This window comes from Streptomyces sp. NPDC006435, from assembly GCF_040612315.1.
Lineage (GTDB): Bacteria > Actinomycetota > Actinomycetes > Streptomycetales > Streptomycetaceae > Streptomyces.
Genome location: NZ_JBEXPY010000014.1, coordinates 20,480 through 46,171, shown reverse-complemented (window position 1 = coordinate 46,171; position 25,692 = coordinate 20,480). Strand labels below are relative to the sequence as shown.

The 25,692-nt window shown below is 72.8% G+C and carries 23 protein-coding genes and 1 pseudogene; 10 read left to right on the top strand and 14 right to left on the bottom strand.

Annotated features, from left to right (window positions below; genetic code table 11):
- The first annotated feature begins 49 nt into the window (after positions 1 to 49).
- From ABZZ04_RS16445 to ABZZ04_RS16435, 3 genes are all read left to right on the top strand, one after another.
- Positions 50 to 1,786, top strand: a complete 1,737-nt coding sequence (locus tag ABZZ04_RS16445; RefSeq protein WP_356932894.1) for a SulP family inorganic anion transporter — start codon at positions 50 to 52, stop codon at positions 1,784 to 1,786.
- Positions 1,783 to 2,223, top strand: a complete 441-nt coding sequence (locus ABZZ04_RS16440; RefSeq protein ID WP_356932893.1) for a pyridoxamine 5'-phosphate oxidase family protein — start codon at positions 1,783 to 1,785, stop codon at positions 2,221 to 2,223. Before ABZZ04_RS16445 ends, ABZZ04_RS16440 begins: the two co-directional genes overlap by 4 nt.
- Before the next feature lie 105 nt (positions 2,224 to 2,328).
- A complete protein-coding gene (locus tag ABZZ04_RS16435) occupies positions 2,329 to 2,721 on the top strand; it encodes an anti-sigma factor antagonist (protein ID WP_356932978.1) in 393 nt (130 codons plus the stop codon).
- An 81-nt stretch (positions 2,722 to 2,802) separates the two neighbouring features.
- On the opposite strand, the gene ABZZ04_RS16430 is transcribed toward ABZZ04_RS16435, so the two are convergent.
- Both ABZZ04_RS16430 and ABZZ04_RS16425 read right to left on the bottom strand, forming a co-directional pair.
- The gene (locus tag ABZZ04_RS16430) at positions 2,803 to 3,909 is read right to left on the bottom strand and encodes a M23 family metallopeptidase (protein ID WP_356932892.1); all 1,107 of its coding nucleotides are present in this window, start codon (positions 3,907 to 3,909) and stop codon (positions 2,803 to 2,805) included.
- A 187-nt stretch (positions 3,910 to 4,096) separates the two neighbouring features.
- Positions 4,097 to 4,864 (bottom strand): D-Ala-D-Ala carboxypeptidase family metallohydrolase, encoded by a 768-nt coding sequence (locus ABZZ04_RS16425; RefSeq protein WP_356932891.1) that lies wholly within the window; start codon positions 4,862 to 4,864, stop codon positions 4,097 to 4,099.
- Positions 4,865 to 5,309: 445 nt separating this feature from the next.
- Here ABZZ04_RS16425 and ABZZ04_RS16420 point away from each other — a divergent pair, with 445 nt between their 5' ends.
- Positions 5,310 to 7,199, top strand: coding sequence for an acyl-CoA dehydrogenase (locus tag ABZZ04_RS16420; RefSeq protein WP_356932890.1), 1,890 nt, complete (start codon positions 5,310 to 5,312; stop codon positions 7,197 to 7,199).
- A gap of 229 nt (positions 7,200 to 7,428) precedes the next feature.
- Here ABZZ04_RS16420 and ABZZ04_RS16415 read toward each other — a convergent pair whose 3' ends face one another.
- Positions 7,429 to 8,322 (bottom strand): peptidoglycan-binding protein, encoded by an 894-nt coding sequence (locus ABZZ04_RS16415; protein ID WP_356932977.1) that lies wholly within the window; start codon positions 8,320 to 8,322, stop codon positions 7,429 to 7,431.
- 315 nt (positions 8,323 to 8,637) lie between these two features.
- Between ABZZ04_RS16415 and ABZZ04_RS16410 the strand changes: the two genes are divergently transcribed.
- The 3 genes from ABZZ04_RS16410 (at position 8,638) to ABZZ04_RS16400 (ending at position 11,550) form a co-directional block, all read left to right on the top strand.
- Entirely contained in the window at positions 8,638 to 9,753 is a 1,116-nt protein-coding gene (locus tag ABZZ04_RS16410) for an ATP-binding protein (RefSeq protein WP_356932889.1), read from the top strand.
- 94 nt (positions 9,754 to 9,847) lie between these two features.
- Positions 9,848 to 10,915, top strand: a complete 1,068-nt coding sequence (locus tag ABZZ04_RS16405) for a hypothetical protein (RefSeq protein ID WP_356932888.1) — start codon at positions 9,848 to 9,850, stop codon at positions 10,913 to 10,915.
- A complete protein-coding gene (locus ABZZ04_RS16400; RefSeq protein ID WP_356932887.1) occupies positions 10,894 to 11,550 on the top strand; it encodes a response regulator transcription factor in 657 nt (218 codons plus the stop codon). Before ABZZ04_RS16405 ends, ABZZ04_RS16400 begins: the two co-directional genes overlap by 22 nt.
- Positions 11,551 to 11,568: 18 nt before the next feature.
- Here the strand turns inward: ABZZ04_RS16400 and ABZZ04_RS16395 are convergent, their stop codons facing one another.
- The 5 genes and pseudogenes from ABZZ04_RS16395 to ABZZ04_RS16375 all read right to left on the bottom strand — a co-directional run bounded on the left by ABZZ04_RS16395 (position 11,569) and on the right by ABZZ04_RS16375 (position 14,428).
- The gene (locus ABZZ04_RS16395) at positions 11,569 to 12,135 is read right to left on the bottom strand and encodes a GNAT family protein (RefSeq protein WP_356932886.1); all 567 of its coding nucleotides are present in this window, start codon (positions 12,133 to 12,135) and stop codon (positions 11,569 to 11,571) included.
- Between the two features lie 187 nt (positions 12,136 to 12,322).
- A pseudogene (locus ABZZ04_RS16390) lies at positions 12,323 to 12,433 on the bottom strand (cupin); the annotation flags it as partial.
- 55 nt (positions 12,434 to 12,488) lie between these two features.
- The gene (locus tag ABZZ04_RS16385; RefSeq protein ID WP_356932885.1) at positions 12,489 to 13,166 is read right to left on the bottom strand and encodes a lysophospholipid acyltransferase family protein; all 678 of its coding nucleotides are present in this window, start codon (positions 13,164 to 13,166) and stop codon (positions 12,489 to 12,491) included.
- Between the two features lie 147 nt (positions 13,167 to 13,313).
- Positions 13,314 to 13,889: a DUF2867 domain-containing protein gene (locus tag ABZZ04_RS16380; RefSeq protein ID WP_356932884.1), complete on the bottom strand. Its 576-nt coding sequence runs from the start codon at positions 13,887 to 13,889 to the stop codon at positions 13,314 to 13,316.
- On the bottom strand, positions 13,886 to 14,428 hold the full coding sequence (locus ABZZ04_RS16375; protein ID WP_356932883.1) for a hypothetical protein: 543 nt from the start codon (positions 14,426 to 14,428) through the stop codon (positions 13,886 to 13,888). Before ABZZ04_RS16375 ends, ABZZ04_RS16380 begins: the two co-directional genes overlap by 4 nt.
- A gap of 226 nt (positions 14,429 to 14,654) precedes the next feature.
- On the opposite strand from ABZZ04_RS16375, the gene ABZZ04_RS16370 reads away from it, so the two are divergent.
- The gene (locus tag ABZZ04_RS16370; protein WP_356932882.1) at positions 14,655 to 15,227 is read left to right on the top strand and encodes a TetR/AcrR family transcriptional regulator; all 573 of its coding nucleotides are present in this window, start codon (positions 14,655 to 14,657) and stop codon (positions 15,225 to 15,227) included.
- Positions 15,228 to 15,552: 325 nt separating this feature from the next.
- Here ABZZ04_RS16370 and ABZZ04_RS16365 read toward each other — a convergent pair whose 3' ends face one another.
- From ABZZ04_RS16365 to ABZZ04_RS16340, 6 genes are all read right to left on the bottom strand, one after another.
- Entirely contained in the window at positions 15,553 to 16,392 is an 840-nt protein-coding gene (locus ABZZ04_RS16365) for a serine protease (protein ID WP_356932881.1), read from the bottom strand.
- Between the two features lie 237 nt (positions 16,393 to 16,629).
- Positions 16,630 to 18,144 carry a carotenoid oxygenase family protein gene (locus tag ABZZ04_RS16360; RefSeq protein ID WP_356932880.1) on the bottom strand — a complete coding sequence of 505 codons (1,515 nt, stop codon included), beginning with the start codon at positions 18,142 to 18,144 and terminating at the stop codon, positions 16,630 to 16,632.
- A gap of 206 nt (positions 18,145 to 18,350) precedes the next feature.
- Positions 18,351 to 18,746, bottom strand: a complete 396-nt coding sequence (locus tag ABZZ04_RS16355; RefSeq protein WP_356932879.1) for an SMI1/KNR4 family protein — start codon at positions 18,744 to 18,746, stop codon at positions 18,351 to 18,353.
- A 4-nt stretch (positions 18,747 to 18,750) separates the two neighbouring features.
- On the bottom strand, positions 18,751 to 19,440 hold the full coding sequence (locus ABZZ04_RS16350) for a hypothetical protein (RefSeq protein WP_356932878.1): 690 nt from the start codon (positions 19,438 to 19,440) through the stop codon (positions 18,751 to 18,753).
- A 57-nt stretch (positions 19,441 to 19,497) separates the two neighbouring features.
- Entirely contained in the window at positions 19,498 to 20,538 is a 1,041-nt protein-coding gene (locus tag ABZZ04_RS16345; protein ID WP_356932877.1) for a helix-turn-helix domain-containing protein, read from the bottom strand.
- A gap of 530 nt (positions 20,539 to 21,068) precedes the next feature.
- Complete coding sequence (locus ABZZ04_RS16340) at positions 21,069 to 21,650, bottom strand: helix-turn-helix domain-containing protein (RefSeq protein ID WP_356932876.1); 582 nt, start codon at positions 21,648 to 21,650, stop codon at positions 21,069 to 21,071.
- 121 nt (positions 21,651 to 21,771) lie between these two features.
- Between ABZZ04_RS16340 and ABZZ04_RS16335 the strand changes: the two genes are divergently transcribed.
- Positions 21,772 to 22,560, top strand: a complete 789-nt coding sequence (locus tag ABZZ04_RS16335) for an SDR family oxidoreductase (RefSeq protein ID WP_356932875.1) — start codon at positions 21,772 to 21,774, stop codon at positions 22,558 to 22,560.
- Between the two features lie 166 nt (positions 22,561 to 22,726).
- A complete protein-coding gene (locus ABZZ04_RS16330; protein WP_356932874.1) occupies positions 22,727 to 25,549 on the top strand; it encodes a BTAD domain-containing putative transcriptional regulator in 2,823 nt (940 codons plus the stop codon).
- Positions 25,550 to 25,692 lie beyond the last annotated feature (143 nt).

Genomic DNA, 25,692 nt, shown 5'->3' with positions numbered 1-25,692 from the left:
CCGAGCGGGATCCGGCTGCGGGGAACCGGGCCGCGGAGGTCGCGGCCTCATGAGTTCCGTGATGGGCCGGGCCCTGAATTCCGTACGTTCCCTCCTGCCCACCCGTGCCGATCTGGCACAGATGGGCCGTGATCCGCGTCATAACCTGCTCGCCGGTCTGACGGTGGCGATCGTCGCGCTGCCACTCGCGCTCGGCTTCGGTGTCACCTCCGGGCTCGGCGCGGAGGCGGGCCTGGCGACAGCGGTCGTGGCGGGAGCCCTGGCCGCCGTCTTCGGCGGATCGAACCTGCAGGTGTCCGGGCCGACCGGCGCGATGACCGTCGTCCTGGTGCCGATCGTCGCCCAGTACGGCCCCGGTGGCGTCCTGACCGTCGGCCTCATGGCCGGTTTCATGCTGGTGGCGCTCGCGGTGCTGCGCGCGGGCAAGTACATGCAGTACGTGCCCGCGCCGGTGGTCGAGGGCTTCACGCTCGGCATCGCCTGCGTGATCGGGCTGCAGCAGGTCCCGAACGCGTTCGGGGTGGCCAAGCCGGAGGGCGACAAGGTCCTCGTGGTCACCTGGCGGGCCGTGGAGGAGTTCGTGAAGGCGCCGAACTGGACGGCGGTCGCCTTCTCCCTCTCGGTCGCCGCGGTGATGCTCGTCGGCGCGCGGCTGCGCCCGACGGTCCCCGTCTCGATCGTCGCGGTGATCGCCGCCACCGTCGTGGCACAGGTCTTCCACCTGGACGCGGCCGAGCCCATCGGGAACCTGCCCGCGGGGCTGCCCGCGCCCTCGCTGGCCTTCCTCGACGTCGGGACGCTCGGTTCGCTGCTCGGACCCGCCGTCGCGGTGGCGGCGCTGGCCGCGCTGGAGTCGTTGTTGTCCGCGTCCGTCGCCGACGGCATGACGGTGGGGCAGAAGCACGATCCGGACCGGGAGCTGTTCGGACAGGGCCTGGCCAACATCGCCGCCCCGCTGTTCGGCGGCGTACCCGCGACCGGCGCCATCGCCCGCACCGCCGTCAACGTACGCACCGGCGCCTCCTCGCGCCTGGCCTCCCTCACCCACGCCGTGGTCCTCGCGGTCATCGTGTTCGCCGCCGCCCCGCTGGTGTCGAGGATCCCGCTCGCGGCGCTGGCCGGCGTACTGATCGCGACCGCGATCCGGATGGTCGAGGTCGGCTCGCTGCGCGCCATGGTGAAGGCCACCCGCTCCGACGCCCTGATCCTGATCCTCACCGCGGTGGCGACGGTCTGCCTCGACCTCGTCTACGCGGTCGTCATCGGGCTCGTCGTGGCCGGTGCCCTCGCCCTGCGCGCCATCGCCAAGCAGTCCCGCACGGGCCAGGTGCCGCTCGACCAGGGCGAGCACAGCGCGGAGGAGCACGCGCTGCTGGCCGAGCACATCGTCGCCTACCGCATGGACGGGCCGCTGTTCTTCGCGGGCGCCCACCGCTTCCTGCTCGAACTGACCGAGGTCGCCGACGTCCGCGTCGTCATCCTGCGCATGTCCCGGGTGATGACGATGGACGCGACCGGTGCGCTCGTCCTCAAGGACGCGATCGAGAAGCTGAACCGGCGCGGGATCGCCGTCATGTCCTCCGGGATACGGCCGGGCCAGCGCCAGGTGCTCGACTCCGTCGGCGCGCTCGCCCTGCTGCGTCACGAGGGCCGCGAGTACGCCACCACCCCCGAGGCCATCGCCGGCGCCCGGAGCCATCTGGAGCGCGCGGGTGTCCTGCCCCCGGGCTCCTCCCGGAAGCCGGACCCCACCGGGACCGCCGCACACGAGGAACCCGCTCGATGACCGGCCGCACGGACAACACCGGAGGTTCCGTCCCGCACCACCTGGTCGAGGTCTCCGGCGCCGAGGCCCTGTACCTGCTGGAGGGCAGCAGCACCGGCCGGCTCGTCCACGTGTCCAGGGGCGTCCCCGTCGTCCGCCCGGCCGCTCACGTCTTCGCCCACGGCCGGCTGATCGTGCGGAGTCCCGTGCAGGAGGCCGTGTTGCGCGGCCGGGCGACGGTGGCTTACCACGTGGACGGGATCCGCGTCCCGGCCGGTCCCGGCTGGAGCGTCACCGCGACCGGTCCCGCCGAACCGGTCACCGATCCGGACGAGGCGGCCCACTACCGGCGCACGCTGCCCGGCTGGGCGCACGGCCCGCACGACACGCTGTTGTGGATCAGTCCGCAGTCGGTGAGCGGCTTCCGGGCGGTGCGGGCGGAAAGAGGGGAACCGTGACCGTCGCTCCCCCTGTGACCCGCACCCGCGCCCGCATCCGCATCCGCATCCGTGCTCGCATCCGTACCTGCGGGGACGACCGCATATGAAAGGCAGTTGACGACCGTGACCATTGAGTGGCGTTACCGCATCGAGCAGGATCTCGGCATCCTCTCCGTCGCGGGTCACCTCGGCCCCGACGCCGCCCACCGCTTCATCGGCGCCGTCGGCTGGGTCCTGGCTCGTGGCACCGGGCCGGTCGTCGTCGACCTGACCGAGTTGCGCGGCTGGTCCACGGAGGGCCGGCTCGCCGTCGCCGAGGCCGCTCGCCGGCTCGCCGCCGCCGGGCGTCCCATGGAGCTGGCCGCGATCCCGGCGGACGGCTCGCTCGTGCCGGGCGACGACGACCCGGCCGTTCCCGTGCACTGCGACCTGGCCGCCGCACTCGCCGCCCGCGCCTCGCGGGGCGGCGAGGCCGAGGGGCGCCAGGAGTGGCGCACCGGGGGCTGGCCCGCCTGACCGTACGGGCCCGTCGGTGCGGTGACCGTGCGCCTTCGCACCCGGTGGGGGGAGGACCGGGTACGAAGGCGCGGGGCGGGATCAGCTGGTGCGGTTGTAGATCGCCGTGCCGGGGCAGGCGGTGACGCCGAGGCGGGTGGCGCAGCCGGTGTACTGGCTGGAGCCGTTCCACCAGGCCCAGCCGCCGATGGTGCGGCCGTTCAGCCAGGTGTACTGGCCGTTGTAGTTGGCGTCGTACGTGCGCAGGCTCCAGTGCACGTGGGCTCCGGTCGCGGAACCGCCGGCGCAGGTGTCGGTGCCGATGTTGCCGAGCAGGGCGCTGCGGGCGATCGACGTCCCGTTGTAGTAGGTCGTGTTCCACATGTGGTAGTAGTCCGTCGAGAAGCCGCCCGGGTGGATCACCCTGGTCCAGCCGCCGCCGGCGCCGCACATCGAGGTCGCCGTTCCCTCCCGGGACGAACGGACCCGGCCGCTGGCGTTGCCACCGGCGAAGTCGAGGCTGCTCCAGTAACCGGTCGAGCCGGTGTGGGAGTGGGCGCCACCGGTCAGGGTCATGTAGTAGTCGGGCATCCAGGGCAGCAGCAGCCCGTTGGTGTTGGCCAGGGCCCCCACCGACGGCGACGTCTGCTCCTGCGGCGTCGCCTTGCGCTGCGCGTACGCCGTCATGGTCTGCCGTTCCGCCTTGCCGACCAGGGGGGACTTCGCCACGTGGTCGGCGAATTCGCGGTCGCCCTCGAGGCCGGAGACCCACTGTCCGTTCACGCGGTGGGCGATGTAGAGCCAGCCCTCCGGCTCGCCGTGCTGTGTGCGCGGCGCCTCGACGTAGGCGACGCCCCGGGCCCAGTCGCGCGAGACGGTGCGGACGTCGACGACCACCTTGCGGCCCTCGTCGGCGAGCTTGTCGACGGCGGCCTTCGGGGTGAGGCCCTTGGCGTCGTGGGCCCGGGAGAGGACGTCGGCGGAGATGGTGTCCACCAGTGCCCGGCGGTCGGTGCCGAGGCGGTCGGCGACCGCGGACGGCATCTTCACGGTGACCCCGGCGGACGGCGACTGGGCGGTGCTCGCCCGGGTCGCGGTCGGCGTCGTGGCCGAATCCCGGGTGGTCGCCGTCGCCGAGGGGGCGGCGACGAGCAGCCCGGTGACGGCGAGGGCTGCGAGGGCGGTCCTCACGGATGTTCTGGAAAGCATGGGTGGTGTCCCTTTCTGTGCGGGCGGGCCTGCCGTGGCGGGCGCGGGAGGGGATGCGGCCGGGGTGCCGGGGTGCCGCGGTGGCTTTCCCGGCGTACGGCCCGGCCAGGCCCGCCCGTTGTGTTTCCGTCGCGCGGTGGGGTTTTCGGTATCCGCGTGACGTGGGATGGGGTGTGGGGGTGTGGGGTCAGAGGCCGCAGCTGGGTGCGGACCAGTACCGGCCGGTGCCGCCCGCGACGTGGACGTGGTCGTCGTGGCCCGGGTAGCCGGGGCCCAGGATCTGGGTGAAGCCGTGTTCGCGGGCCTCGAAGGCCAGGGCGCAGAAGCCCTGGGAGCCGGCGCTCATGTCGGCGGCGAGGCCGTACATGTGGAGGCTGTCGGAGGCGCCGCCGACGGCGTCGTTGCAGGCGTGGTCCCGGAAGCCGTCGTTGATGCCGATGGGCCGGTCGCCCATCGCGTGCCGCAGGGCCTGGAGCTTCCACATGGTGACCAGGACGTTGGCCTGGACGGTGGCGGCGTCGACCTGGCCGCCCGACCAGTCGGTGCCGCACTGGTTGAGTTCCGACCAGTCGAAGTTGGCCGGGGAGCAGTCGCCCTTCTGGAGTTCGTAGATCTTGCCGAAGGTGAGCGGGCCCGCGATGCCGTCGGCCTCCAGGCCGTACGCCGCCTGGAAGCGCTGCACCGCGGCTCTCGTGGCCGGGCCGAACTCGCCGTCGATGGCCAGTTCTCCGCCGAATCCGGGGTAACCGGCGACCCGGATCTGGAGCTGTCGTACGTCCTCGCCGGACGTCCCCTCGCTGAGGGACCTGCCCCAGCTGAAGCAGGAGTTGGCGGTTGCGACACCGGCGGAGACCGAGGCGGGCACGGGGCTCGCGGACGCGGACGCGGGAACGGTGAACAGCAAGCTGACGCCGGCCAGGGCCGACGCGAGCAACAGGGATGAACGCGATGTCATGTGGGGGGCCTCTATTCGAACGGGCGGCATGGTCAGGGACGCAGCCTCGCGAGTCGACCAAATCGCTGTCAATGTCCAGTCAAGAAATGGTGTGGCCGGAAGCTGTCAGGCCGCGCCGGGGCCGTGGTCGCGCAGGCTCCGTACGCACGGTCCCGCCACCGCGACGACCGCGGGACGGGGCCTTTCCGACAGTCGTTCACCGTTCGCCGTCCGTCCGGTCCGGGCCGTTCCCGGATTCCGAAAGACCGGTCGACCGGTACGGGTCTCCCTCCTCCGCTTCCTGCCGCACGGGGTGGCACCCGGCCGGTGACACCTGATCCAAAAAAGATCGTCCGAAGCAGGGTTACGGGCGCGCAGAAGTGAGCACGTACCGTGATCGGAGCACTCTCAATCGTGTTGATCATCACTCCGGACCGGCCAATCCCATGGACTACCGTTCCCAACCATGATCATCTCCTGCCCTCCTTCCGGCCGGGCCATCACGACGACGGCAGCACTCACCCGGGCGCTGTTCGGCGAACAACTGGATCGGCATCACGAGCCGTGGCGCAAACTGTTCGGCACGGAGCCGTTCCGCTTCCGGGAAGGGCTGTCGCCCGAGGAGCGTTCCGCTCTGTCGTACGAGCGGCTGGGGTTAGTCAATGCCGCCCTCGACGATCCCGTCGACTTCGCCGGTGACGTGCAGCGGCTGACGGCGCTTCATGAGTGGGTGGGCCCCGTGGATCCGGGGCTGGGGACAGTGGCGAGCATCCACTACAACCTGTTCCTCGGAAGCTTCTTCGACCACTCCTCCGGTCAACCGGACCACGACCTGCGGGAGTTCGCCGAACTGCGGCGGACGGGAACGTTCCTGTGCACGGAGGCCGGACACGGCAACAGCGCCTCACAGCTGGAGACCACCGCCACGTACGACCACGCCGCCGGTGAGTTCGTACTGCACACTCCCCACGCGGACGCACGCAAGTTCATGCCCAACACCAGCTCCACGGGCGGTGCCAAGTCCGCCGTGGTCGCCGCCCGGCTGATCGTCGACGGCAGGGACCGGGGCGTCTTCCTGTTCCTGACCCCGCTCAGCGACGAGAACGGGATCGCGCTGCCCGGCGTGGAGATACGCAGACTGCCGCAGACGGCCACGGCGCCGGTCGACCACTGCATCACGTCGTTCGACCACGTGCGGCTGCCGCGCGAGGCGCTCCTGGAGTCGGAGTACGGGCACCTCACTCCGGAGGGCGCCTTCGCCAGCTCGATCGGCAGCCCCCGCAGGCGCTTCCTGAAGTCCATCGGCCGCGTGACGGTCGGCAAGCTGTGCATGAGCGGCTACAGCCTCGGGGTCACCCGGCACGCGGTCGCCGTGGCGGTCCGGCACGCCTTCAACCGGCGGACGGCCGGGGTGACGTCCGGCGGCAGTGTTCCGCTGTTCGCCCACCGGAGCCATCACACCCCGCTCCTCGAATCCGTCGCCACCACCTACGCGGCGACACTGCTGCACCGGGCCGCGGTCCGGCGCTGGGTCGAGGCGGCGGAACACGGACAGGATTCGGAGCGGGAGGACAGCGAGCGGTTCACGGCGATAGCGAAGGGCTGGATCACCTGGCAGGCGCGAGGGGTCATGACCGAGTGCCGGGAACGCTGCGGCGCCCAGGGGCTCTTCCTCGCCAACGGCATCGCCGGTCAACTCGCCGCCAACGAGGGGACGATCACCGCGGAGGGCGACAACCTGGTGATCTGGGTGAAGGCGGCCGGCGAGATGCTCCTGGGGCACTTCACCCCGAAGCAGCCCTGTGACCGGGACCCCGCGACCCGGGACCTCGCCGACACCGCGTTCCTGCAGGACCTGCTGGGCGACGTCGAACGCATCTGGCACCAGCGGGCGCGCAGGCGCCTGCGCAGCAGCCCGCCGGGAGATCCGCTCAACCGCTGGAACAACACCGTCAACTCGGCCCTGAAGCTGGTCGACGCCCATGCGGTGCGCCAGGCGGGCCAGGCCCTCCTGGACGCGGCGGCGGAAGCCACCGACGACGAGGCTCGACAGCAACTGGCGCTGTTGTACCGGCTGTTCGCGTTGCGCCAGGTCACGGCGCACAGTGGCGATCTGCTCGCCGACGGGCACCTGACCGGCGCGCAGGTGAGGGAGTTGCAGGACGCTTCCGAGGGCGTCGTCGAGACCCTCGTGCCGCACGCCGAGACGCTCGTGGCCGCGTTCGCCGTCGTCGAGGATGTCCTCCTCGACCATCCCATCACCCGGCCCGAGGGGTTCGACGGGCGGTCGGTGCCGTCCTGGGACGGCACCGGGTCCGTACCGCGGCCGGCCGTCGCCGTGGCGACGCCTGCCTGACCGTTCACCACCCGGCCCCGGGCCGTGGGGGCGCGCCGCGTGGCCGCCCCCGGTCGTGACGCCCGGGGATCGGTACCGGAATCCTGTCATGTCGCAGCTCCCATGTCGTTCCGGTGCCGTCCCCGTGCCGTTCCGGGGCCGTCGCGTACCGTTCCGGTGTCGTCCTCGTGCTGTTCCGGGGCCGTCCCCTACCGCCCACGACCGCCGTTCCGGTACCGCCCCGTGCCGCCTACGACCGGCCGAAGAGTTCCTTGGCACGTTCGATGAGCGCGCGGGCGGTGCCTTCCACGGCGTCGTAGCGGTCCGGGTAGGCCGAGACCTGCACGGCCTGCGCCACCTCGCCCGCGGACAGGTCCGGATTGTTCGCCGCCACCCGGATGGCGGGGGTGAAGAACGCGTTCGACGCGTACGACACGTCCATGATCTGTTCCGGTGTGCCCCAGCCCTGCGACGGGCGCTGCTGGAACACCCCGAGCGAGTCCCGGTCGCCGCAGTCCAGGTTGTTCATGTTCGACTCGACCACGCCCGCCTCGAACCCGGCGAGCATCACCCTGTCGCTGACGCCGAGTTCGACGCCGGTCCGGTAGACGATCCGGAGCACCTCGGGGTCGGGTTCGTCCGGCACCGTGCAGCCGCCGTCGCCACCGCCGCCGCCCAGGCCGACGAGGGTCCGCCAGGTCTCGGGGCCGACGACGCCGTCCACGGACAGCCCCTTGCCGCTCTGGAAGGAGGTGACCGCGGATGCGGTGGCCGGGCCGAACCGCCCGTCCACGGCCAGTCCGTAGCCGTACTTGTTCAAGGCGGTCTGCGCCGCCGCGACCGCGTCGCCGCTCTGGCCCTCGCGGACCGTGACGACCAGGCCCGGCCAGGTCTCCGCGCCGATGACACCGTCCGCGGCGTATCCCTTGGACTCCTGGAAGGCGACCACCGTGTTCTCGGTCGCCGGGCCGAAGTCGCTGTCGACCGAGATGTCGTAGCCGTGACCGCGCAGCAGGTACTGGGCGGTGGCCACGTTGGCCCCGGTCGTGCCGTTGGCGAGGACGGGCCAGGCCGGAGCGGCGGCGACCGGACTCACGAGGCCGAGCGAGACCACCAGGGCCGCGCATACCGTGACGACCGCGATCCATGCACGACTGATTCCCGTTGCTGATATCAACCCGACTCCCGCTGTCGACCCGGCTCCCGCGCCGAGGAGCATTGCGCGCCGAAAGATAGCAACGGGCGGCCCGTTCGGCATCGGACGTTCGACCGACGTACGGGATGCGACATGTCCGCCGTTTCGCGTGTCCACCGTTTCGTGCGCCCGACGTTCCACGTGTCCGGCGCTTCGTGCATCCGGCGTGAGGAGTCGTCGTACGGCTTCGGTATAGTCCCGCGTCGCCGGGATCCGTGCCCGGCGGGCGAGGTGACCGGCTCGACCCGGGAGGACGGTGATCCGATGACCGGACCGTCATCCCGCGGTGTCGAGACACGGTTCCTGTCGTCCGCCCACCAGTTGGCCCCTCCCGTGCGCGGGGTCGCGGTGGCCGTCATCAGTGTCTTCGGTCTTCTCGCGGTGCCCGACGAGTCCCTGCCGTTGGGATTCGCCCTGCTCGGGCTGGTGCTCGCGGGCGCCGGGGTGGACTGCTGGGCGGGGTTCACGGGGCGGGGTGCGGCGTTGTCGCTGGTGTTCGCCGTACTGCGGGTGGTGGCGGTCTGCGCGACCCAGGAGTGGACCGGCGGACCGCTGAACCCGTGGGCGCTGAACGTGCTGACCACAACGGCGATCACACTCCAGTGGGAGTGGTCCCCGACGGTCACCGTGCCCGTCACGGCCGGGCTGTTCGCCGTCGACCTGGCCGCGGCGGGGACCGGTGCCGTCGGCACTCTGCTGCCGCGCCTGGTGTTCGAGTGCCTGCTGGCACGGCTGGGTTTCGTGCTGCTCCGCCGATCGGGCAGGCGGGTGGACGAGTTGCGGGAGCGCCGGTCGGCGCTGGTGCGCGCGGAGGCGGCCGCACTGGCGCGGCGCCGGCAGGAACGCGAGTACCTCGCGCTGCTGCACGACACGGCGGCGTCGACCTTCCTCCTGGTGACGACGCAGGCCGAGGAGACGGACCCGGAACGGGTCGCCGAGTACGCCCGGCACGACCTCGCGGTGCTCACCGGCGCCTCGGGGGGAGCGACCGCCCAGGACGGGGCCGTGGACCTGGCGGCCTCGCTGCGCGCCGTCGTCGGCCGCGGCCGACTGGCCGTCGACGTCCGCGCGGAGAGCATCCCGCTGGTTCCGGCCTCGGTGGCGCTCGCCTTCGTGCGTGCGGTGCGCGAGGCGTTGGTGAACGTCGAACGGCATGCCTGGGTGGACACCGCCTCGCTGAGCGCGCGCGGCGAGGGCGAGGGGGTCGTCGTCGTGGTGGCCGATCGCGGGGTGGGGTTCCGTCCGGACGAGGTGGCGGGCTCCCGTCGCGGGATCCGGAGCTCGGTGGTCGAGCGCATGGCCGCCGTCGGCGGCAGCGCCACGGTCACCTCGTGCCCCGGTGCGGGGGCCACCGTGAGGTTGGTGTGGCCCGGTGGATGAGAAGCACACTGTGAACGGGAAACACGCGGTGGGTGAGAAACACGCGGTGGGTGGGCAGGGCGCGGCGGGCGGGAGAGACGCGGCAGGTGACCATGTGCACGCGACGATGCGGATCATCCTGGTCTGCGCCACCGGCGTTCTGCAGTTCGGCCTGAGCCTGCGCCCCCTGCTCGCGCAGGAGTACCGGCACCACTGGCTCGCCGTGGCCGCCTTCGTCGCCCTGGCCTGTGTCACCGCGGTCTGCTGCGGATGGGTGCTGCGCCGCAGGCCGTTGCCCGTCGCCCTCGTGGTGGCCGGAACGGCGGTGGTGCTCGCGGCGTCGTTCTGCGCCGCGGCCGCGATCGGTTCGGAGCGGCGTTTCCAGGCGTCCGACTGGTCGTTCGGACTGGTGGGGTGGCACCTGTTGCTGCTGTTGCTGGACCGGCCCCGGGTACTGGTCACGGTCCTGGCCGCGCATCTGGTGACGAGCACGGGGCTGTTCCTGGCGGCGGGCGTGCCGGACCGCGCCGCGCTGGGTGCGGCCGGTGCCGCCGTGTTCGGCGCGGTCGACGTCCAGCTGGCGGTCGTGGTGATCACGCGGGTGCTGCACCGGCAGAGCCGCGAGGCGGCGGCGGTCGCCGAGGAACAGGACCGACTGGTGGCGCGGATGATGGCGGCGCAGCAGTGGGAACGGGGCCGACGGAGCGTGTTCGCCGGTCAGTTGGGGGCGACGCTGCCCCTGCTCGCGGGGCTGGCCGACGGCGAGCTGGATCCGCGCGACGAGGAGACCCGGCGGCGGTGTGCGCTGGCCTCGACGCAGTTGCGGCGGCTGTTCGCCGAGAACGACGACGTGCCGGACCCGTTGGTGCACGAGGTCACCGCGTGCGTCGACGCGGCGGAACAGCGGGGCGTGGACGTGTCGTTCGCGATCAGTGGCGCCGCCGTGCCGGTACCCCCGCAGGTGCGCCGCGAGCTGGCCGGGCCGGTGGTCGCGGCGTTGTCCGCGGCGCGGAGCCGGGCCAGGGTGAGCGTGCTGCGCACCGACGAGGAGGTGCGCATCGCGGTGGTGGCCGACGCCTGTGCCGACGTGGTCATCACCTCCACCGGCCGGGTCGGGGTCGAGTACGGTGTCTACGGTGAGTACCTGCGGCTGGAGGCCAGATGGCACGAGCGACAGGGCTGAGCGCGGTCATCGTCGACGACCACCCCGCCGTACGTGCCGGGGTCGCCCACTGGCTGGCCACCGGCACCCCTCCGATCCGGGTCGTGGCGTCGGGTGACGACGTCCGGTTCGCGTGGACCGGGGAGGGTGCCACCGCCGACGTGGTGATCCTCGACCTGCATCTGGGCGGCCCGACACCGGCCATGGGCGAGCTGCGCAGACTGGCCGAGGCGGGGCGGCAGGTCGTCGTCTACTCGATGCGGGCGGACGACGAAATCGCCCTGCACTGCCTGGAGTTGGGGGCCCTGAGCTATCTGACGAAGGCCGAGGGGGCCGAGCACCTCCTCGAAGCCGCCGTCGCCGCGGCTTCGGGTCGTGCGTACACTCCGCCGTCGCTGGCGGGCGCGCTGGCCGGTGACCGCTCCACCGGCCGGCCGACGCTCTCGGCGCGCGAGACCGAGGTGCTGATCGAGTGGTTCCAGTCCGAGTCCAAGGACTTCGTGGGCCGGCGCCTGGGCATCTCGCCGCGAACGGTCAACACCCACCTCGAACACATCCGGGTCAAGTACGCGATGAGCGGCAGGGCGGCCCCCACCAAGGCCGCGCTCCTGGCACGGGCGATCCAGGACGGGCTGGTCCGGGTCGACGACCTGTGACGCGGGTGCTCGGCGCGGTCACCGCACCGAGGGGGGACGGCGGGTGGTCCAGTACTCGGAGGCGGTGATGCCCATCAGCACCACGTCGTGGTAGCCGCCTGCGAAGAACTCGTGCTGGCGGAGCCGTCCTTCCTCGACGAAGCCCAGAGCCCGGTAAAGGGCGAGGGAAGCGTCGTTGAAGGCGTGGATCTCCACTTCGCACTTGTTGCAGCGTTGTTCGGCGAACATGTAGGTGAGGAGCAGCTCGGTGGCCTCGGACGCGTAACCCTTGCGACGGTTCTCGCGGGTGATCACGATGCCCGTCCTGAATCTTCCCGCCCGGCCGTCGAACTCGCCGACCGTCACGGACCCCGCGAAGGCGCGGTCGGCCAGCCCCTCGACGACCAGCCGGAACGCTTCCCCGCCCGGTGGACGCCCGGCGCGCTCGGCGGTCCAGGCGCGGAAGCCCTCCTCGGAGCGGGGAGGCTCGATCAGGTCGGCGCCGCGGACATCGGCGGTGTACCGGGCAAGGTCTCGGAAGCCTTCCCAGTCCTCCGGCTCGACACCCCGCAGGCGTACCTTCTCCCCGGTCCACATGTCATCCACGACGCCCACCGCTTCCGTCGGTTGCAGGCGCTGTCCGCCGTGCACACGAATGCCGGATGATATCCCCGGCACACGATCGGGCGTGGCGCGCCGGGCGTCGGGCACCGGACGTCGGACATCGGCTGCCGGGCGTCGGGCACCGGACATCGGCTGCCGGACGCCGGGCGCCCGACTGCACGCCCGGTTCGTCGAGCCGGTACGGCTCGGGCACGGACGCCTTGATGGGTTCCTGGGTGGTCCGGGCGATCACGACGACCGCGGGCCCGTCCGGGGCGGGGTTCTCCTCCCGGTGCGGGATGCCCGCTTCCCCTGCGTGGGAATCCGATCGTTGCGGGGTGGGATTCGGGTCCGTCTCAGGCGGCCGGTGTCGTGTGCAGGAGTGCGGCGGGCTCGCGCAGGTGGGCGGCCGCCGTTCGCCACGCGGTGGTCACCGCGGTACGGGCCCGCGCCGTCCGGGCGGCGCGGGTGCCGGTGAGTTCCAGCGGCGTGCCCACGTGCACATGGAGGTCCGGTCGGCGCAGGGGCGCCGTGGCCAGGCCGGCGAGTTGCTTGACGGGGTTGCCCGAGGTGATCCGGCGGGCTCCGGCCTGACCCACGGGTATGACGGGGGCGCCGGTGCGCTCGGCCAGCCGGGCCAGGCCGCTGCGGAAGGTGCCGGGCGCCTCTTCCGCGACGTCCTTGCGACGGGGCAGGCCCCCTTCGGCGTAGATGAGGACCAGACGCCCCCGTTCCAGGGCCTCTGCCGCGGTGTCCAGCGCCGCCGCGGCGCGCCGGTCGCCGCGGAAGACGGGGATGTGTCCTTCACGGGCGAGCGCGCGTCCGAGCACCGGTACGCGCCACAGCCCCGCGGCCGCCATGATGACCGGCTCGGCGCCGAGGCGGCGCAGGGCGGCGACCACGACCGCGGGGTCGGCCAGGGACGTGTGGTTCGCGGCGACGATGCTGCCGGGCGCGAGTGCGACGCCGGGGTCGGTGGTCACCGACAGGCGGCCGACGGCGGGCACCAGGATGTCGGCGATGCGGCTGAGCATGAACGGTCTCCCCGTCTCGACGGTGTCGATCTTCATCGTCGGGGCGGGGGCCGCCCGGAGCGTGAGTAGTCGTACCTATTTTCCATATGGGGCTACTTGCTCGAATCCTTGGTGAGGCCCTCGGTCCGAGGACCCGTCCCGCCCCGGCTATCGGCTGCCGGCTCCTGGCTCCCGGCTCTTGGCTTCCGGCTCCCGCGAAGTGGTTTTCGCACCGGCCAGCACCGCCGCGCCGTGCCGGGCGAGGCTGTACAGGATGAGGACGTGGAAGGGCTTGATCACGGCGAAGTAGGCCCGTCCGGCATACCTGTGGTAGCGCACGACCGTGGTGGCGACGCCCTCCCAACCGTGCGGACCGGGACGGACCTTGAAGGTCGACCGATAGCTGAGGTGCTTGTCGTCCTTGCCCGCGACGACCTCGTCCTCCCCGACCCGGTACAGGTGGAGCGGCCCCGCCCTGCCGCCCTCCTCGATCCGGGTCTCCTCGCTCCGGTCGGTGCCCTTGAGCCCGAAGGGCTTCACCAGCGCGTCCCGCAGCCTCAGCAGACGGGTCGTCGACGCGGGAGGCGTGCCCAGCATCGCCTGGACGAAGTCGCGCGCACTCGTGCCCTGCGGGACGTCGACGGCCACGGCGTCGATGTGGTCGCAACCGCCGAGCGTGCCGACCGTGTCCGCCGGGTCGGGCTCGACGTGGCGGCTGCGGGGAACGGCTCGTCGGCTGTTCACCGGGCTTCCCCCTTCCCGGGTTCCGGAGCGCGGGCGCGGCTCCCGCCGGGCCGGCCGCGGTCACCGTCGGGTCGGGTGTACCCCTCGACCGTCGTCACCGCGTCGCGGATCACACCGGGGACCAATCGGCGGTGGACGGCGGACAACGGGGGCCACACCCGGCGGCCCAGGCGCCTGTCGTAGTGCAGGAAGGTCCCCAACGACACCATCCCGCCGTCCGTCCGCACGACGAGGTTGCCGGACAGGAACCAGGATGCGGCCTCCAGCCGGATCCAGTCCTCGCCCCGTCCGGTGACGCGCCAGCCCGCCACGGTGTCCGGCGAGCGACCGCGGCTGAGCCGAAGCCCCAACAGGCCCCGCCAGATCACCTGTTGGGCGAATCCGGGGACGTCGCCGAACATGGCCCTGGCCCACTGCTCCGGTGTCGCCGATGCGTCCGTCGCAAGGGTGAAGCGATCGGCGTAGTCGATGGCCGGCAACGAACCGAGGGCGCGGAAGGACTCGGGAAGGGCCTGCACCCCGACGGTCGCGTCGACCACGGTCCCGTGTGCCCGCCCCGTCGGGCCGTCGGGTTTCACGAGAGCCGCCGGGCGGAGCCCGCGCACGGGGCGAACGGCCCGAATTCCGCGGCCGGGCCTGTGTTCACGCTCGCCGAAGCCTGCTGACACATCACGTCTCCGCTCTCATATACGGTAGCGTATATATGAACGGTAGCCTGGATATACGGTGCCGTATACCTGGCGACGAGGTGAGGTGAGGCACATCGTGGGCGCGACGCGTACGCCACGTGACAGGTGGGTCGAGGAGGGCCTGGCCGTACTGGCCGCCGCCGGGCCGGACGCGGTGCGCGTCGAAGTGCTGGCGAAGCGGCTCGGTGTCACCAAGGGCGGCTTCTACGGGCACTTCGCCGACCGCGACGCACTGCTGGAGGCGATGCTGGACGCCTGGGAGCGGGAGAGCACCGACGAGGTGATCGCCCGTGTCGAGCGCGAGGGCGGCGACCCGAGGACCAGGATCCACCGCGCGGGCATGCTGACCTTCTCCGACGACCGCCTGCTCCCCATCGACCTGGCGATCCGCGCCTGGGCCCGGCACGACGAGTCGGTCGCCGAGCGCCTGCGACACGTCGACAACCAGCGCATGGCCCTGCTGCGCGAGATGATCGGCACCTTCTGTCCCGACCCCGACGAGGTCGAGGCCCGCAGCCTGCTCGCCTTCTGCGCGGCGATCGGCGGCCACTTCCTCGCCGCCGACCACGGCGAACGCACCCGGGCCCAAGTGCTCGCCCACGCCGCCGACCTGGTGCTCGACCGCCCCCGGAAAGACACCGGTTCATAAGGTCTGCCCCGGGTGTGCCGGGGCGGCCGCCCCAATGAAACGAGCGGGTGCAGGGCCTGCGCGAGAAGTAGCCCTACGCCCGGGAACGCGGAACGTCCGACGCGTGGGGGCCGAGGCGGCCGGATGCGCGGTGACGTCCGATCCGGCCGCTGAAGGCGCGGTGGCTGAACCGGTCCGTGCGCACGGACCGGCCGGCCGGGAGGGGCCGGAGCCGCAGCAGATCATGCGCAGGGACGGCACCGGCTCAGTGCGCCACCGGCGCGCCAGGCCGCGTCGCGGGCCCCGCGGCGGTGCATGACGGCGGCGGTGCCGCCACCGGCGACGATCAGGGCGCCGGCCGCGCGGACGCGGGGGTGTTGGCCTTCATCGTCCTGGTGATCCAGTCCGCGTAGGCGGGTGCGCTGGTGTAGAGACCGGGGCCCTCGGAGCACGGCACCTGCGGGGCACCGGGCCCGGAGGTGACACCGATCAGCTCCCAGCGGCCGCCCCGGCCCTTCCTGATCTGCGGGCCGCCGGAGTCACCGAAACAGGCCATGGACTTCGGCCTGGTGGTGATCGTGCACAGCCGCGTGCGGTCCGCGTAGCCGGGCGCGCATTCGGACTCGGCACCCCTGCGGGTGTTCAGCTCCTGCAGCCGGTCGGGGAAGGCGTACTCGGTGTCGATGGTGGTGCCGAAGCCCAGGAGCCGGGTGGGTGTGCCGGGCCGCCCGGGCTCGTCGGCGATCCTGATGGGCTTCTGGGCGACCGGGCGGTCCAGGCGTATCAGCGCGATGTCGTTCTTGTTGGCGGCCTTGTTGTCACCGTTGACGTAGTCGGGGTGGACGAAGGACCGGTCGATCTTGCGGACGGTGCCGCCGGACTTGCGGTGGTCGGAGCCGATGCGCACGATGCCGTCGAGTTCGATGCCCTCGACAGCGAGGCAGTGGGCCGCCGTCAGCACCCACTGCCGGTCGATCAACGACGCCCCGCAGTTCCCGTCGATCAGCCCCTGCGACGGCGCCGACTCCGGGATGACCGCCATGAAGGGGTAGGGCTCGCTGGAGTCCGACCCGTTGACGATGGCCGTGGCGCTGCCGGCCATCACGGTGGTGCAGACCGCGACGGCGAGGGCGCCGACGGCGGCGGTGCGGACGGCACGGCGGCCCGGGGACTTGGAACTGAACACGGATGGGTTCCTTCTGCTCGGTGGATCCTGTGCGTTCAGCCTCGTCGTGCCGAGTCGGACGGACCATCCGGGCAGCAGGCCGGTCGGCCCTGTGGCCAGCCCCACCTGCTGTGCGGGGGAAACGGGACCCGATGCTCCGGCGGGCGGCGCGAAGCGCGTCGGGGCCGTCCCGGGTGAGGGACGCGCCCCCCGCGCGCGTCCCTCACCGCCCCGCCCCACCCACCTCTCACGCACCCCTCACGCGTCCGGCACCCAGCTCCCGTGGAAGCCGAGCGGTACCCGTCCCGGGAGATGGACGCGTGCCAGGGGGCGGCCGGTGAAGTCCTGCGCGGACAGGATCACCAGGTCGCTCGCGCCGCGGTCGGGGTCGTGCACGTAGGACAGGAGGTAGCCGTCGTCCTCGTCCCGCGCCCCGCGACGCGGTACGAACACCGGCTCCCCCACCGCCGCGCCGGTCGGGAAACGGTGCACCTGCCGGCGGTCGCACACCATGTCGTGCTTCACCAGGCAGTTGGTGAAGCCGCCGTCCGGCGGCACCCCGTCGACGGTCCCGTAGGCCCGCCACATCTCCGCCGCTCCGGCCGCGTACGCGTAGCGGTGCCGCCGCGACACCAGGGAATCGTCGATGCGGGGGAACTCCTGCGGCAGGTCGTCGAGGCAGGTGCGGCGGACCCGGCCCGCCCGCAGGTCGATGCTCCAGCGCTCCAGCACGGGTGTGCCGGTCGCGGAGGGCCCGCCGTTGCCCCGGCCCGCGGCGTGGAACGGCGCGGGCATGGTGGTGAGTTCCATGACGACGGTGTCACCGTGGTCGTAGGCGTTGAGCGTGTGCGAGTAGTACACCGGGTCGATCCCGAACCAGCGGACGGCACCGCCGGTCCGCGGCATCACCCCCACCCGCATCGGGTGGTCCGGGTTCCAGACGTACGGCACGGCCGCTCCCGCCCCGGCGGCCGCCATGTCGAAGGTGATCGGCAGGTCGACGATCACCACGTGCTTCCCGGTGAGGGCGAAGTCGTGCATCATCGGCGCGCCCGCCACCGGGATCCCGGTGGTCCGCGCCACCCGGCCGGTCCGGTCGATCACGAGGTGCCGCACGTGGTCCCAGGTCGGGTAGTACGTCACCGCGTGCAGTTCGTCCGCCGCCACGTCGTACTTGGTGTGCGCGGTGAACGCGCCCTCCAGCGTGGAGCGGAAGTCGTGGGGCCGCACCGTGTTCAGCTCGCCGTCCAGTTCGTACGGCAGCGGTCCGCTCTCCTGGAGGGCCAGGATGCGCCCCTTGTACGGGATGACGTGGGTGTTGCAGGCGAAGTCGTCCGGCGGGACCTCGCCCGGGTACGGCTCGCCCAGTTTCCGTGCCACCTGCGAGGAGCGCACCCACCGGTTGCGGTACCACTCGGCGCGTCCGCCGCGCAGCCGCACCCCGTGCACCATGCCCTCGCCGAGCATCCAGTGGTGGGCCCGCGGGTCCTCGATGCCCAGCGCGTTGGGGCCGGTGCGCAGACAGCGGCCGTCGAGATCGCGCGGTACCCGGCCGGTCACCTCCAGGCCGAACTCGGTGAGTTCCTCGGTGACCGGGGCGAAGGCGCCCTCCAGGAACGGGAGGGACTCCCCGCCCGCGCCCCCGCCCGCCGTGCCGCGGGTGGCGGCCCGTGCCCCGGTGGCACAGTGGCCCGGGCCGTGTCCCCCGGCGGCGCCGACGGCCGCCGCGAGTGCCGCGCCCCGGAGAACCCTCCTGCGTGTGTGACTGGTCATCGCTCTTCCCCGTCCGTGGTCGGTGCCCGGCGGTTCCGCGTCCGGGCCGGTACCGATGCCCGCGCCGGGGCCGGTGCCGGTGCTCGGGAAGAGTCTGCTGCGCGCCCGGCGGCGGGTCAGGTGGCCTGGCCCCCCTCTGCGGGGGTGGTGCCGGCACCACCCCGTCCTCCTGCGGGCACGTCGGGCGGCGGGTGCCCCCGATGACGTCACACGGGGTCGGAGTCGTCCCAGTTCCAGCCGGTTTCGGGGAATCGTTCGAGCAGGTCGGACAGCGAGGGTGCCTGGGGGACGGCGGACGACCAGTCCTGGGCGGAGACGTCGAGGAGGACCAGCGGCGGAGGGTCCTGCCGGAAGTCGTAGGTGAGCATTTCGCGGCTTCCGTCCCCACCGATGACGAGGCTGCCCGGAAAGCGTTCCTGGAACTCGCCGGCTTCGTCGATCCCGATGAGCTCCGCGACGGCATTGATCATCAGGAAGTCGTTTGCCGGGGGCACGAACCGGCTCATGCTTCCCTCCGTGGACAGGAAGTGCCGGTAGTCCTCGGGGAAGCGGACTCCGAAGTGGTGCTCGACCTGCGCGATCCGGTCCTCGTTCGAACTCATGGGCTCATTCTGTCAAGGCCCGACCGGCGTCCGGGCACCCGGACGCCCCGGTGCCGTGACGCCCCGGTCGCAGGAGCACTTCACTGCCGATCGGAACGAAGCCGCAGGCCAGAAAGGCACGCAGCGAGCGGGCGTTGCCCGGGGCGACGGCGGCGAAGACCGGTTCGCCGTCCGGTACGAGGGAGAGCGCGTCGGCGAGGAGGCCGCGTCCGTGTCCCCGGGCGGCGTCGTCCGGGGCGTGGAGCTCGATGCTCAGCTCGCGGCGTCCGGCGAGGCCGTCGGCCAGGGTGACGATGCCCCGTTCGTCGCCGTGGACCGTGACGTCGTTCCGCAGTTCGCGGGCGCGGAGGACACGTGGGTGGGTGTCCGTTCCCTCCGTCCGTTCGGCGAGGCGCGGCGGGCCGCCGGTGCCGCGTGCGGTGAGGGTGACGTCGATGGTGTCGATCCAGCCGTCGGGTCCTGCGAGGCGGCGGAGGAAGTCGGGCGCCAGGGAAGCGCCGAAGCCGTCGGGTCGTCCGGCGTGCACCTCGGCGGCGGGCAGGGCGGTGGCGACGACCGCGTGCCCGGTGAAGGCGACGGAGCATTCCAGTCCGCCGGGCAGCGGCGGCAGCACGGTCACCCCGCCGTCGCACGACGGGAACCGGCCGTCGGAGGCATCGGTGAAGTGGGCCAGGAGCGGGTGGGGTTCAGGCATGGGCGGTCACCTGTGGGGCGAGGGGGCATGCGGGGTCGTGGCGGTTCATGCCGCACCCTAACCCCGTGGCGCACCGACCTCGGGGGGAAGGCCCTCCAGCAGGGCGGTCCCCAGGGGCGTACGGGTGTGGAGCACGGATCGGCCGTGGCGCCGGCTGGTGACGAGCCCGGCCTCGCGCAGCGCGGTCGTGTGCCGGCTGGCGGTCGGCAGCGAGAGCCGCAGCGTCTCGGCCAGTTGGGAGGTGCTCATGGTCCGGTCGAGCGCGTCGAGCACGGCGGCCCGCGCCGTACCGATCAGGCGCGTCACGGCTCCGCGGCCGTGCGTCCCGGGCGTCCCGGCGTCCTGCCGGGGCGGGACGTGCCAGTCCAGCGGGCGGTGGACCGGATAGCTGATCGTCAACGGCCGGTCCTCCGCCGCACCGGCGGTCGGGTGGATGCTGAAGAAGGACGGCAGGAGCGTCATCGCGCGGCCGCCGACATCGAACTCGAAGGGCTCCTCCAGGGAGCACGGCACGTGCAGTGTGCCGTCGTCGCGCCACTCCATCAGCCGGGCGGGGTAGCTGCCGACCAGCCCCTCCACGCCCCCGCCCAGGAGTGTGCCGGCCCGCTGCGCGTGTTCCACCGCGAACGCCCGTCGCACGGGTTCGGTGTAGGGGGCGACGGCGATGTCGTGGTAGCGGCGCAGCAGGTTCCCCAGCCGTTTCATCATGACCGCGTCCCCGTCGGCGATGTGCCGGAACCAGTCGGGAGTGCGCCCGCCGACGTGGGCCACCAGCTCCATCTGTTCCCGCAGGGACCTGCGCGGGGTCGACATCAACAGGTCCAGTCCGTCCTCCAGTTCGACGGCTTCGTCCCCTGCGACGAGGAAGTCCGGTGTGTAGCCGTCGACGGGGTACAGCTCGGTCAGTGTCCGGACGGCACCCGTCAGGTTCGCCCGGGCGAGGGCCGCGCGGACCGACCGGCGCCACGGGTCGAAGTGCACGGCCCCCTCGCGGCTCTGCAGCAGCAGGAGGCTGAAGTAGGTCTCCCAGAGCGGATGGGGCCGAGGGGCCAGGCGCACCTGGGTCAGGTCCTCGGACGTGAAGTGAAACCGCAGCAACAGAAATCCCCTCCCGAGCAGCTCCTGCGACGTGGGACGAGCCGACGGACCACGCAGTTCCGCGTTCCCGGGGGCTTCCGGGAGCGACCGGACCGGACCGCGCACCACCGGGCGGCCGGGCAGCCCGCCACGGCCGTGCGGGTCCCGGCCGAATGCGGCCGGTGAAGACCGAGGGGATCAGCAGCAGTCCCGTTCCTGCTGTCGTGCGGGGCAGCGGTTGTTTTCGGCGGGCTGTCCGTAGTGCGTTGTCGTACCGACTCACAGATGTGTGCAGGTCGTTGAGGAAGCGGCCGACGCCGTGCCCGGCGGCTGGGCGCGCCCGGTGGGGAATGTCCGCATCCGGAACATGTACGGCATCAACGCGTCACCCGAGCAGAAGGAGTTTCCGGGCGTCTGCGGTGAACAACGCATCGCGTTCGTTCCGTTCCGCTCGATCGCCGGCACCGGACGCACCGTCGGCTCGACCGCCGACCACAGCCCGCAGGTGCACGCCGTCGCCCATGCCCCCCGACCGGCCCTCGTGGCAAGGTCTACGCCGGTGCCCCGACTCCGTGCAGCAGGGTGTCCACCACGCGTGCGGCCAGCTGGTCGACGGCGCCGACATCGGCGATCTCCCGCCCTTCTTCGGCCGCCTCGTGGATCAGTGCGTAGTAGACCCGGCGGGCCCACTCCAGGTCGACGTCCGCAGACAGCAGGCCGGCCTCCTGCGCGCGGCGGAAGAGCTGCTCGCACTGGGCCAGGACATCGGCGTGCACTCGCGCCGTCTCGGGGTCGGAGGGAGCGCTCCGGCTCATCGCGAAGCTCCAGCCGATCTTCACCTGAAGGACGTTGGCGGTCACCTGGTGCAGGGCGACCAGCGGCGGAGAGGTGAGCGGGCGGGCGGCCTCCACGGCCTGGTGGAACCGCTCGGCCGCCCAGGCCGCCAGCGCCTCGACCAATGCCTCGCGAGTGGCGAAGCGCCGGTGCACGGTGGTGCGGGCCACTCCGGCCGCCGCTGCGATCTGCTCCATGGTCGCCGCCGGGTCGGCGGCCAGCACGCGTTCGGCCGCCTCCAGGATCGTCCGCACCGTCCGCTCCGCATCGGCACGCAGCGCGCGCCCCTTTGTCTCCATGAACCAGACAGTACATCGGGGACGCCAGTCATGAACTAGTTGCGTCATCGATGTTGCATCTATTAGGTTTGCGGCATCGCTGAAGTCGCAACTGATTCATTGCCACGACAGGAGTGCATCCATGGATCTGCAGCTGACGAACACCACCGCCGTGGTCACCGGCGCGAGCCGCGGCATCGGGCTGGCCACCGTCCGAGCGCTCACCGCCGAAGGCGTTCGCGTGGTGGCCGCCGCCCGCACCATCACCCCGGAGCTGGAGGAAACCGGCGCCCTGGCCGTACCGGTGGACCTGCTTGCCCTCGACGCCCCCGCCCGGCTGATCGACCGCGCCATCGCCGAACTCGGCGACCTCGACCTGCTCGTCAACAATGTCGGCGGAGGCGACAGCGGAGAGGGCCAGACCGGCGGCTTCCTCTCCTTCACCGACCAGCAGTGGCAGCAGTCCCTCGACCTGAACTTCCTGGCCGCCGTGCGGACCAGCCGGGCGGCGCTGCCCAGCCTGCTGCGCCGCCGCGGGGCGCTGATCAACATCTCCTCCAACGGCGCCCGGACGCCGCATGCCGGGCCCGTCCCCTACACCACCGCAAAGGCCGCGCTGACCGCCTTCGGCAAGGCGCTGGCGGAGGAGTTCGGACCGCAGGGCGTGCGCATCAACACCATCTCGCCGGGCCCGGTGCGTACCGCGATGTGGGAGAGCCCGGACGGCTATGGCGCGGAGCTGGCCCGCTCCATGGGGGTCACCCAGGAGCAGTTGCTGGCCCGGATCCCGGCCGCGATGGGCATGACCACCGGCCGCATGCTGGAACCGTCCGAGGTCGCCACGGCCGTCGCCTACCTCGCCTCGCCGCTGGCGGCCAGCATGTCCGGCACGGACCTGCTGATCGACGGCGGATCCGTCAAGACCGCCTGACATGACGTCAGGACGCGGCCCGGCCCCGGGTGCGGAAGCTCAGCGCACCGGCGGTCTCGACTGCCTTGCCCGGCCGGGGGGGCGATGACGGCGGCAACGGCGTGGCGGATCGCGTCGGCCGGTGGCAAGATCACACGCACACGGTACGGACGGCGGGGGAGGCCGGATGCGTTTCCGTATCCTCGGTGCCCTCGAAATATTCGACGGCACCCACTGGCGGGGGATCTCCGCCGCCAAGCCGCGCGCGCTGCTCGCCGCCCTGCTGGTGCGGCGCGACACCCCCGTACCGACGGACCGGCTTGGGACGGAGCTGTGGGGCGAGCGCGAACCCAGGGCGGCCGCCAATCTCATCCAGCAGTACGTGCTCCGGCTGCGCCGTGAACTCGGCGACCGGGAGGGCCGGTTGCTCGTCACCCGGCCACCGGGCTACCAGATGGTGCCCGACGGCGAGGACGATCTCGACGCCGCCGTCTTCGCCCGGCTCGGCGCCTCCGGCCGTGCCGCGCTGGCGGCCGGCGAGGCGGAACGCGCGGCGGGTCTGCTCGCGGAGGCGCTCGCGCTGTGGCGCGGCCCCGCGCTCGCCGACGTACCGGCCGGGCCGGTGGTGGAGGCGGAGGCCGCGCGGCTGGACGAGCAGCGGCTCGACGTCCTCCAGGCCCGTGTCGAGGCGGATCTGGCCTGCGGGCGGCACACCGCGCTGGTGCCGGAGCTGCGGCAGTCGGTGCGCGAGCATCCGCTCCGGGAGGGGCTGTGGGAGCAGTTGATGCTGGCGCTGTACCGGTCGGGGCGGCAGGCGGAGGCCCTCGACGCCTACCGGGAGGTGCACCGGCTGCTGGCCGCCGAGCTGAGCGTCGCACCGTCCGCCCCGCTTCGCGAGCTGCAACTGCGCATGCTGCGCGGCGATCCGGGGCTCGCCGCCCCCGCCCCCGGGCCCGTCCCCCGGCCGCCGGAGGGGGCCGCCCGTTCCGGACGGGGACCGGTTCCGCCGCGCCAACTCCCCTCCAGGGTCGCCGGGTTCGCGGGACGCCGGGCCGAACTACGGATGCTGGACGGGCCGCCCGGTGGCGCGGACGCCGGTACGGGCCCGACCGTACGCGTGATCACCGGCACGGCGGGCGCGGGGAAGACCGCGCTGGCCCTGCACTGGGCACACCGCGCGGCGCCGGACTTCCCGGACGGTCAGCTGTACGTGAATCTGCGCGGCTTCGACTCCGCCGCCGGGCCGGTGCCGCCCGGCGAGGCGGTCCGCGGTTTCCTGGAGGCCCTGTCGGTGCCGCCGGAGCGGATCCCGGACCCGTTGGAGGCGCGGGCGGCGCTGCTGCGCACCGAGACCGCCGGCCGCCGCCTGCTGTTCGTCCTCGACAACGCCACCGACGCCGCCCAGGTGCGTCCGCTGCTGCCGGGCGGTGCCGGGTGTGCCGTGGTCGTCACCGGCCGCGGCCGGCTGGCCGGTCTCGCCGTCACCGACGGCGCCCGGCTGGTCCGGCTCGACGTGCTGCCGCGCGAGGAGGCCCACGAACTGCTCGTCGCCCGGCTCGGCACGGACCGGGTCGCCGCGGAACCGGAGGCGGTGGCCGAGCTGATCGGCCTGTGCGCCCGGCTGCCGCTGGCACTCGCCGTGACCGCCGCCCGTGCCGTCGGCCGGCCCGGGTTCGCGCTGAGCGCGGTCGCGGCGGAGCTGCGCGACACCCGGGGGCGGCTGGACGCGCTGGACACCGGTGAGGCGGTGAGCAGCGTCCGGACGGTCTTCTCGTGGTCGTACCTCCGGCTGGACGCCGGTACGGCCCGGGTGTTCCGGCTGCTCGGGCTGTACCCCGGCCGGGAGGCCGCAGCGCCCGCGGTGGCGGCGCTGGCCCGGCTGTCCGTCCAGGAGGCCGCGGCGGCGCTGACCGAGCTGGCCCACGTCCATCTGATCGACGAGCACCGCCCCGGCCGGTACTCCTTCCACGATCTGCTGCGCGCGTACGCCGCGGGGCTGGTGGCGGCCGAGGAGTCCGCGGCGGAACGCACCGAGGCGCGGCACCGCCTGTTCGACCACTTCCTGCACACCGCGCACGCCGCGGGCCGGCGGCTCGCCCCGGTCCGCCGCGAACTGCCGCTGTCGCCGCCGGTGTCCGGCTCCGCGCCCCACCACCCGGAGGGGTACGAGGAGGCGATGGCGTGGTTCGAGGCGGAGCACGCCGTCCTGCTCGCGGTCACGGACGCGGCCGGCCTGGCCGGATTCGACGACCACGCCTGGCAACTCCCGCTCGCCATGGGGGACTTCCTCCACCTCAGCGGCCGTTGGCACGACTGGGTGGCCACCCAGCGCACGGCCATCGCCGCGGCCCGGCGGCGGGAGGACCGGGCCGGGACGGCACTGTGCCACTGCGAGTCGGGCCGGGCCGCGATCCGGCTGGGACGGTACGAGGAGGCCCGGGACGAGTTGTCGCGGGCGCTGGAGCTGCAGCGCGAGCTGAACGACCTGGCGGCGCAGGCCCACACCCTGCGGACGCTCGGCTGGTCGTACGAGCAGCAGGGCGACTACCGCGCCACGCTCCGCTGCGCCGAGCAGGTGCTCGAACTGGAGCGCGCGGCCGGCAACCGGGCCGGCTGGGGCGGCGCGCTGAACAACATCGGCTGGTGCCACACCCATCTGGGCGACCACGAGAAGGCGCTCGCCTGCTGCAACGAGGCGCTGCAACTGCACCGGGCGGAGGGCAGCCCGCTCGGTGAGGCGTACACCTGGGAGACCCTCGGCTCCATCCGCCGTGCCATGGGTCAGCACACCGAGGCCCTCGACTGCTACCGCCGGTGCCAGGAGGGGTTCCACCGGCTGGGCAACGGGTACGGCGAGGCGGTCGCGCTGCGCGGCCTCGGCGAGGTCCTGAGCACCGTCGGCGACCCGGCGGGCGCACGCGAGGCGTGGCGGGCCTCCCTCGCCCTCTTCGACGAACTCGAACACCCGGACGCGGACGCCGTGCGCGAGCTGCTGCGGGCGACGGACTGAGCCACCGGGACCGCCCGGGGCGCCGTGCGCCGTGTCAACGCTGCCACGACGCGGACGCGGCCGTACGGGCCTGCCCCGCGGCACGGGCCCAAAGCGCCGTCAAAGCGGAAGTTCAGCCCCGGGCCGCAGAGTTGCGGCCATGC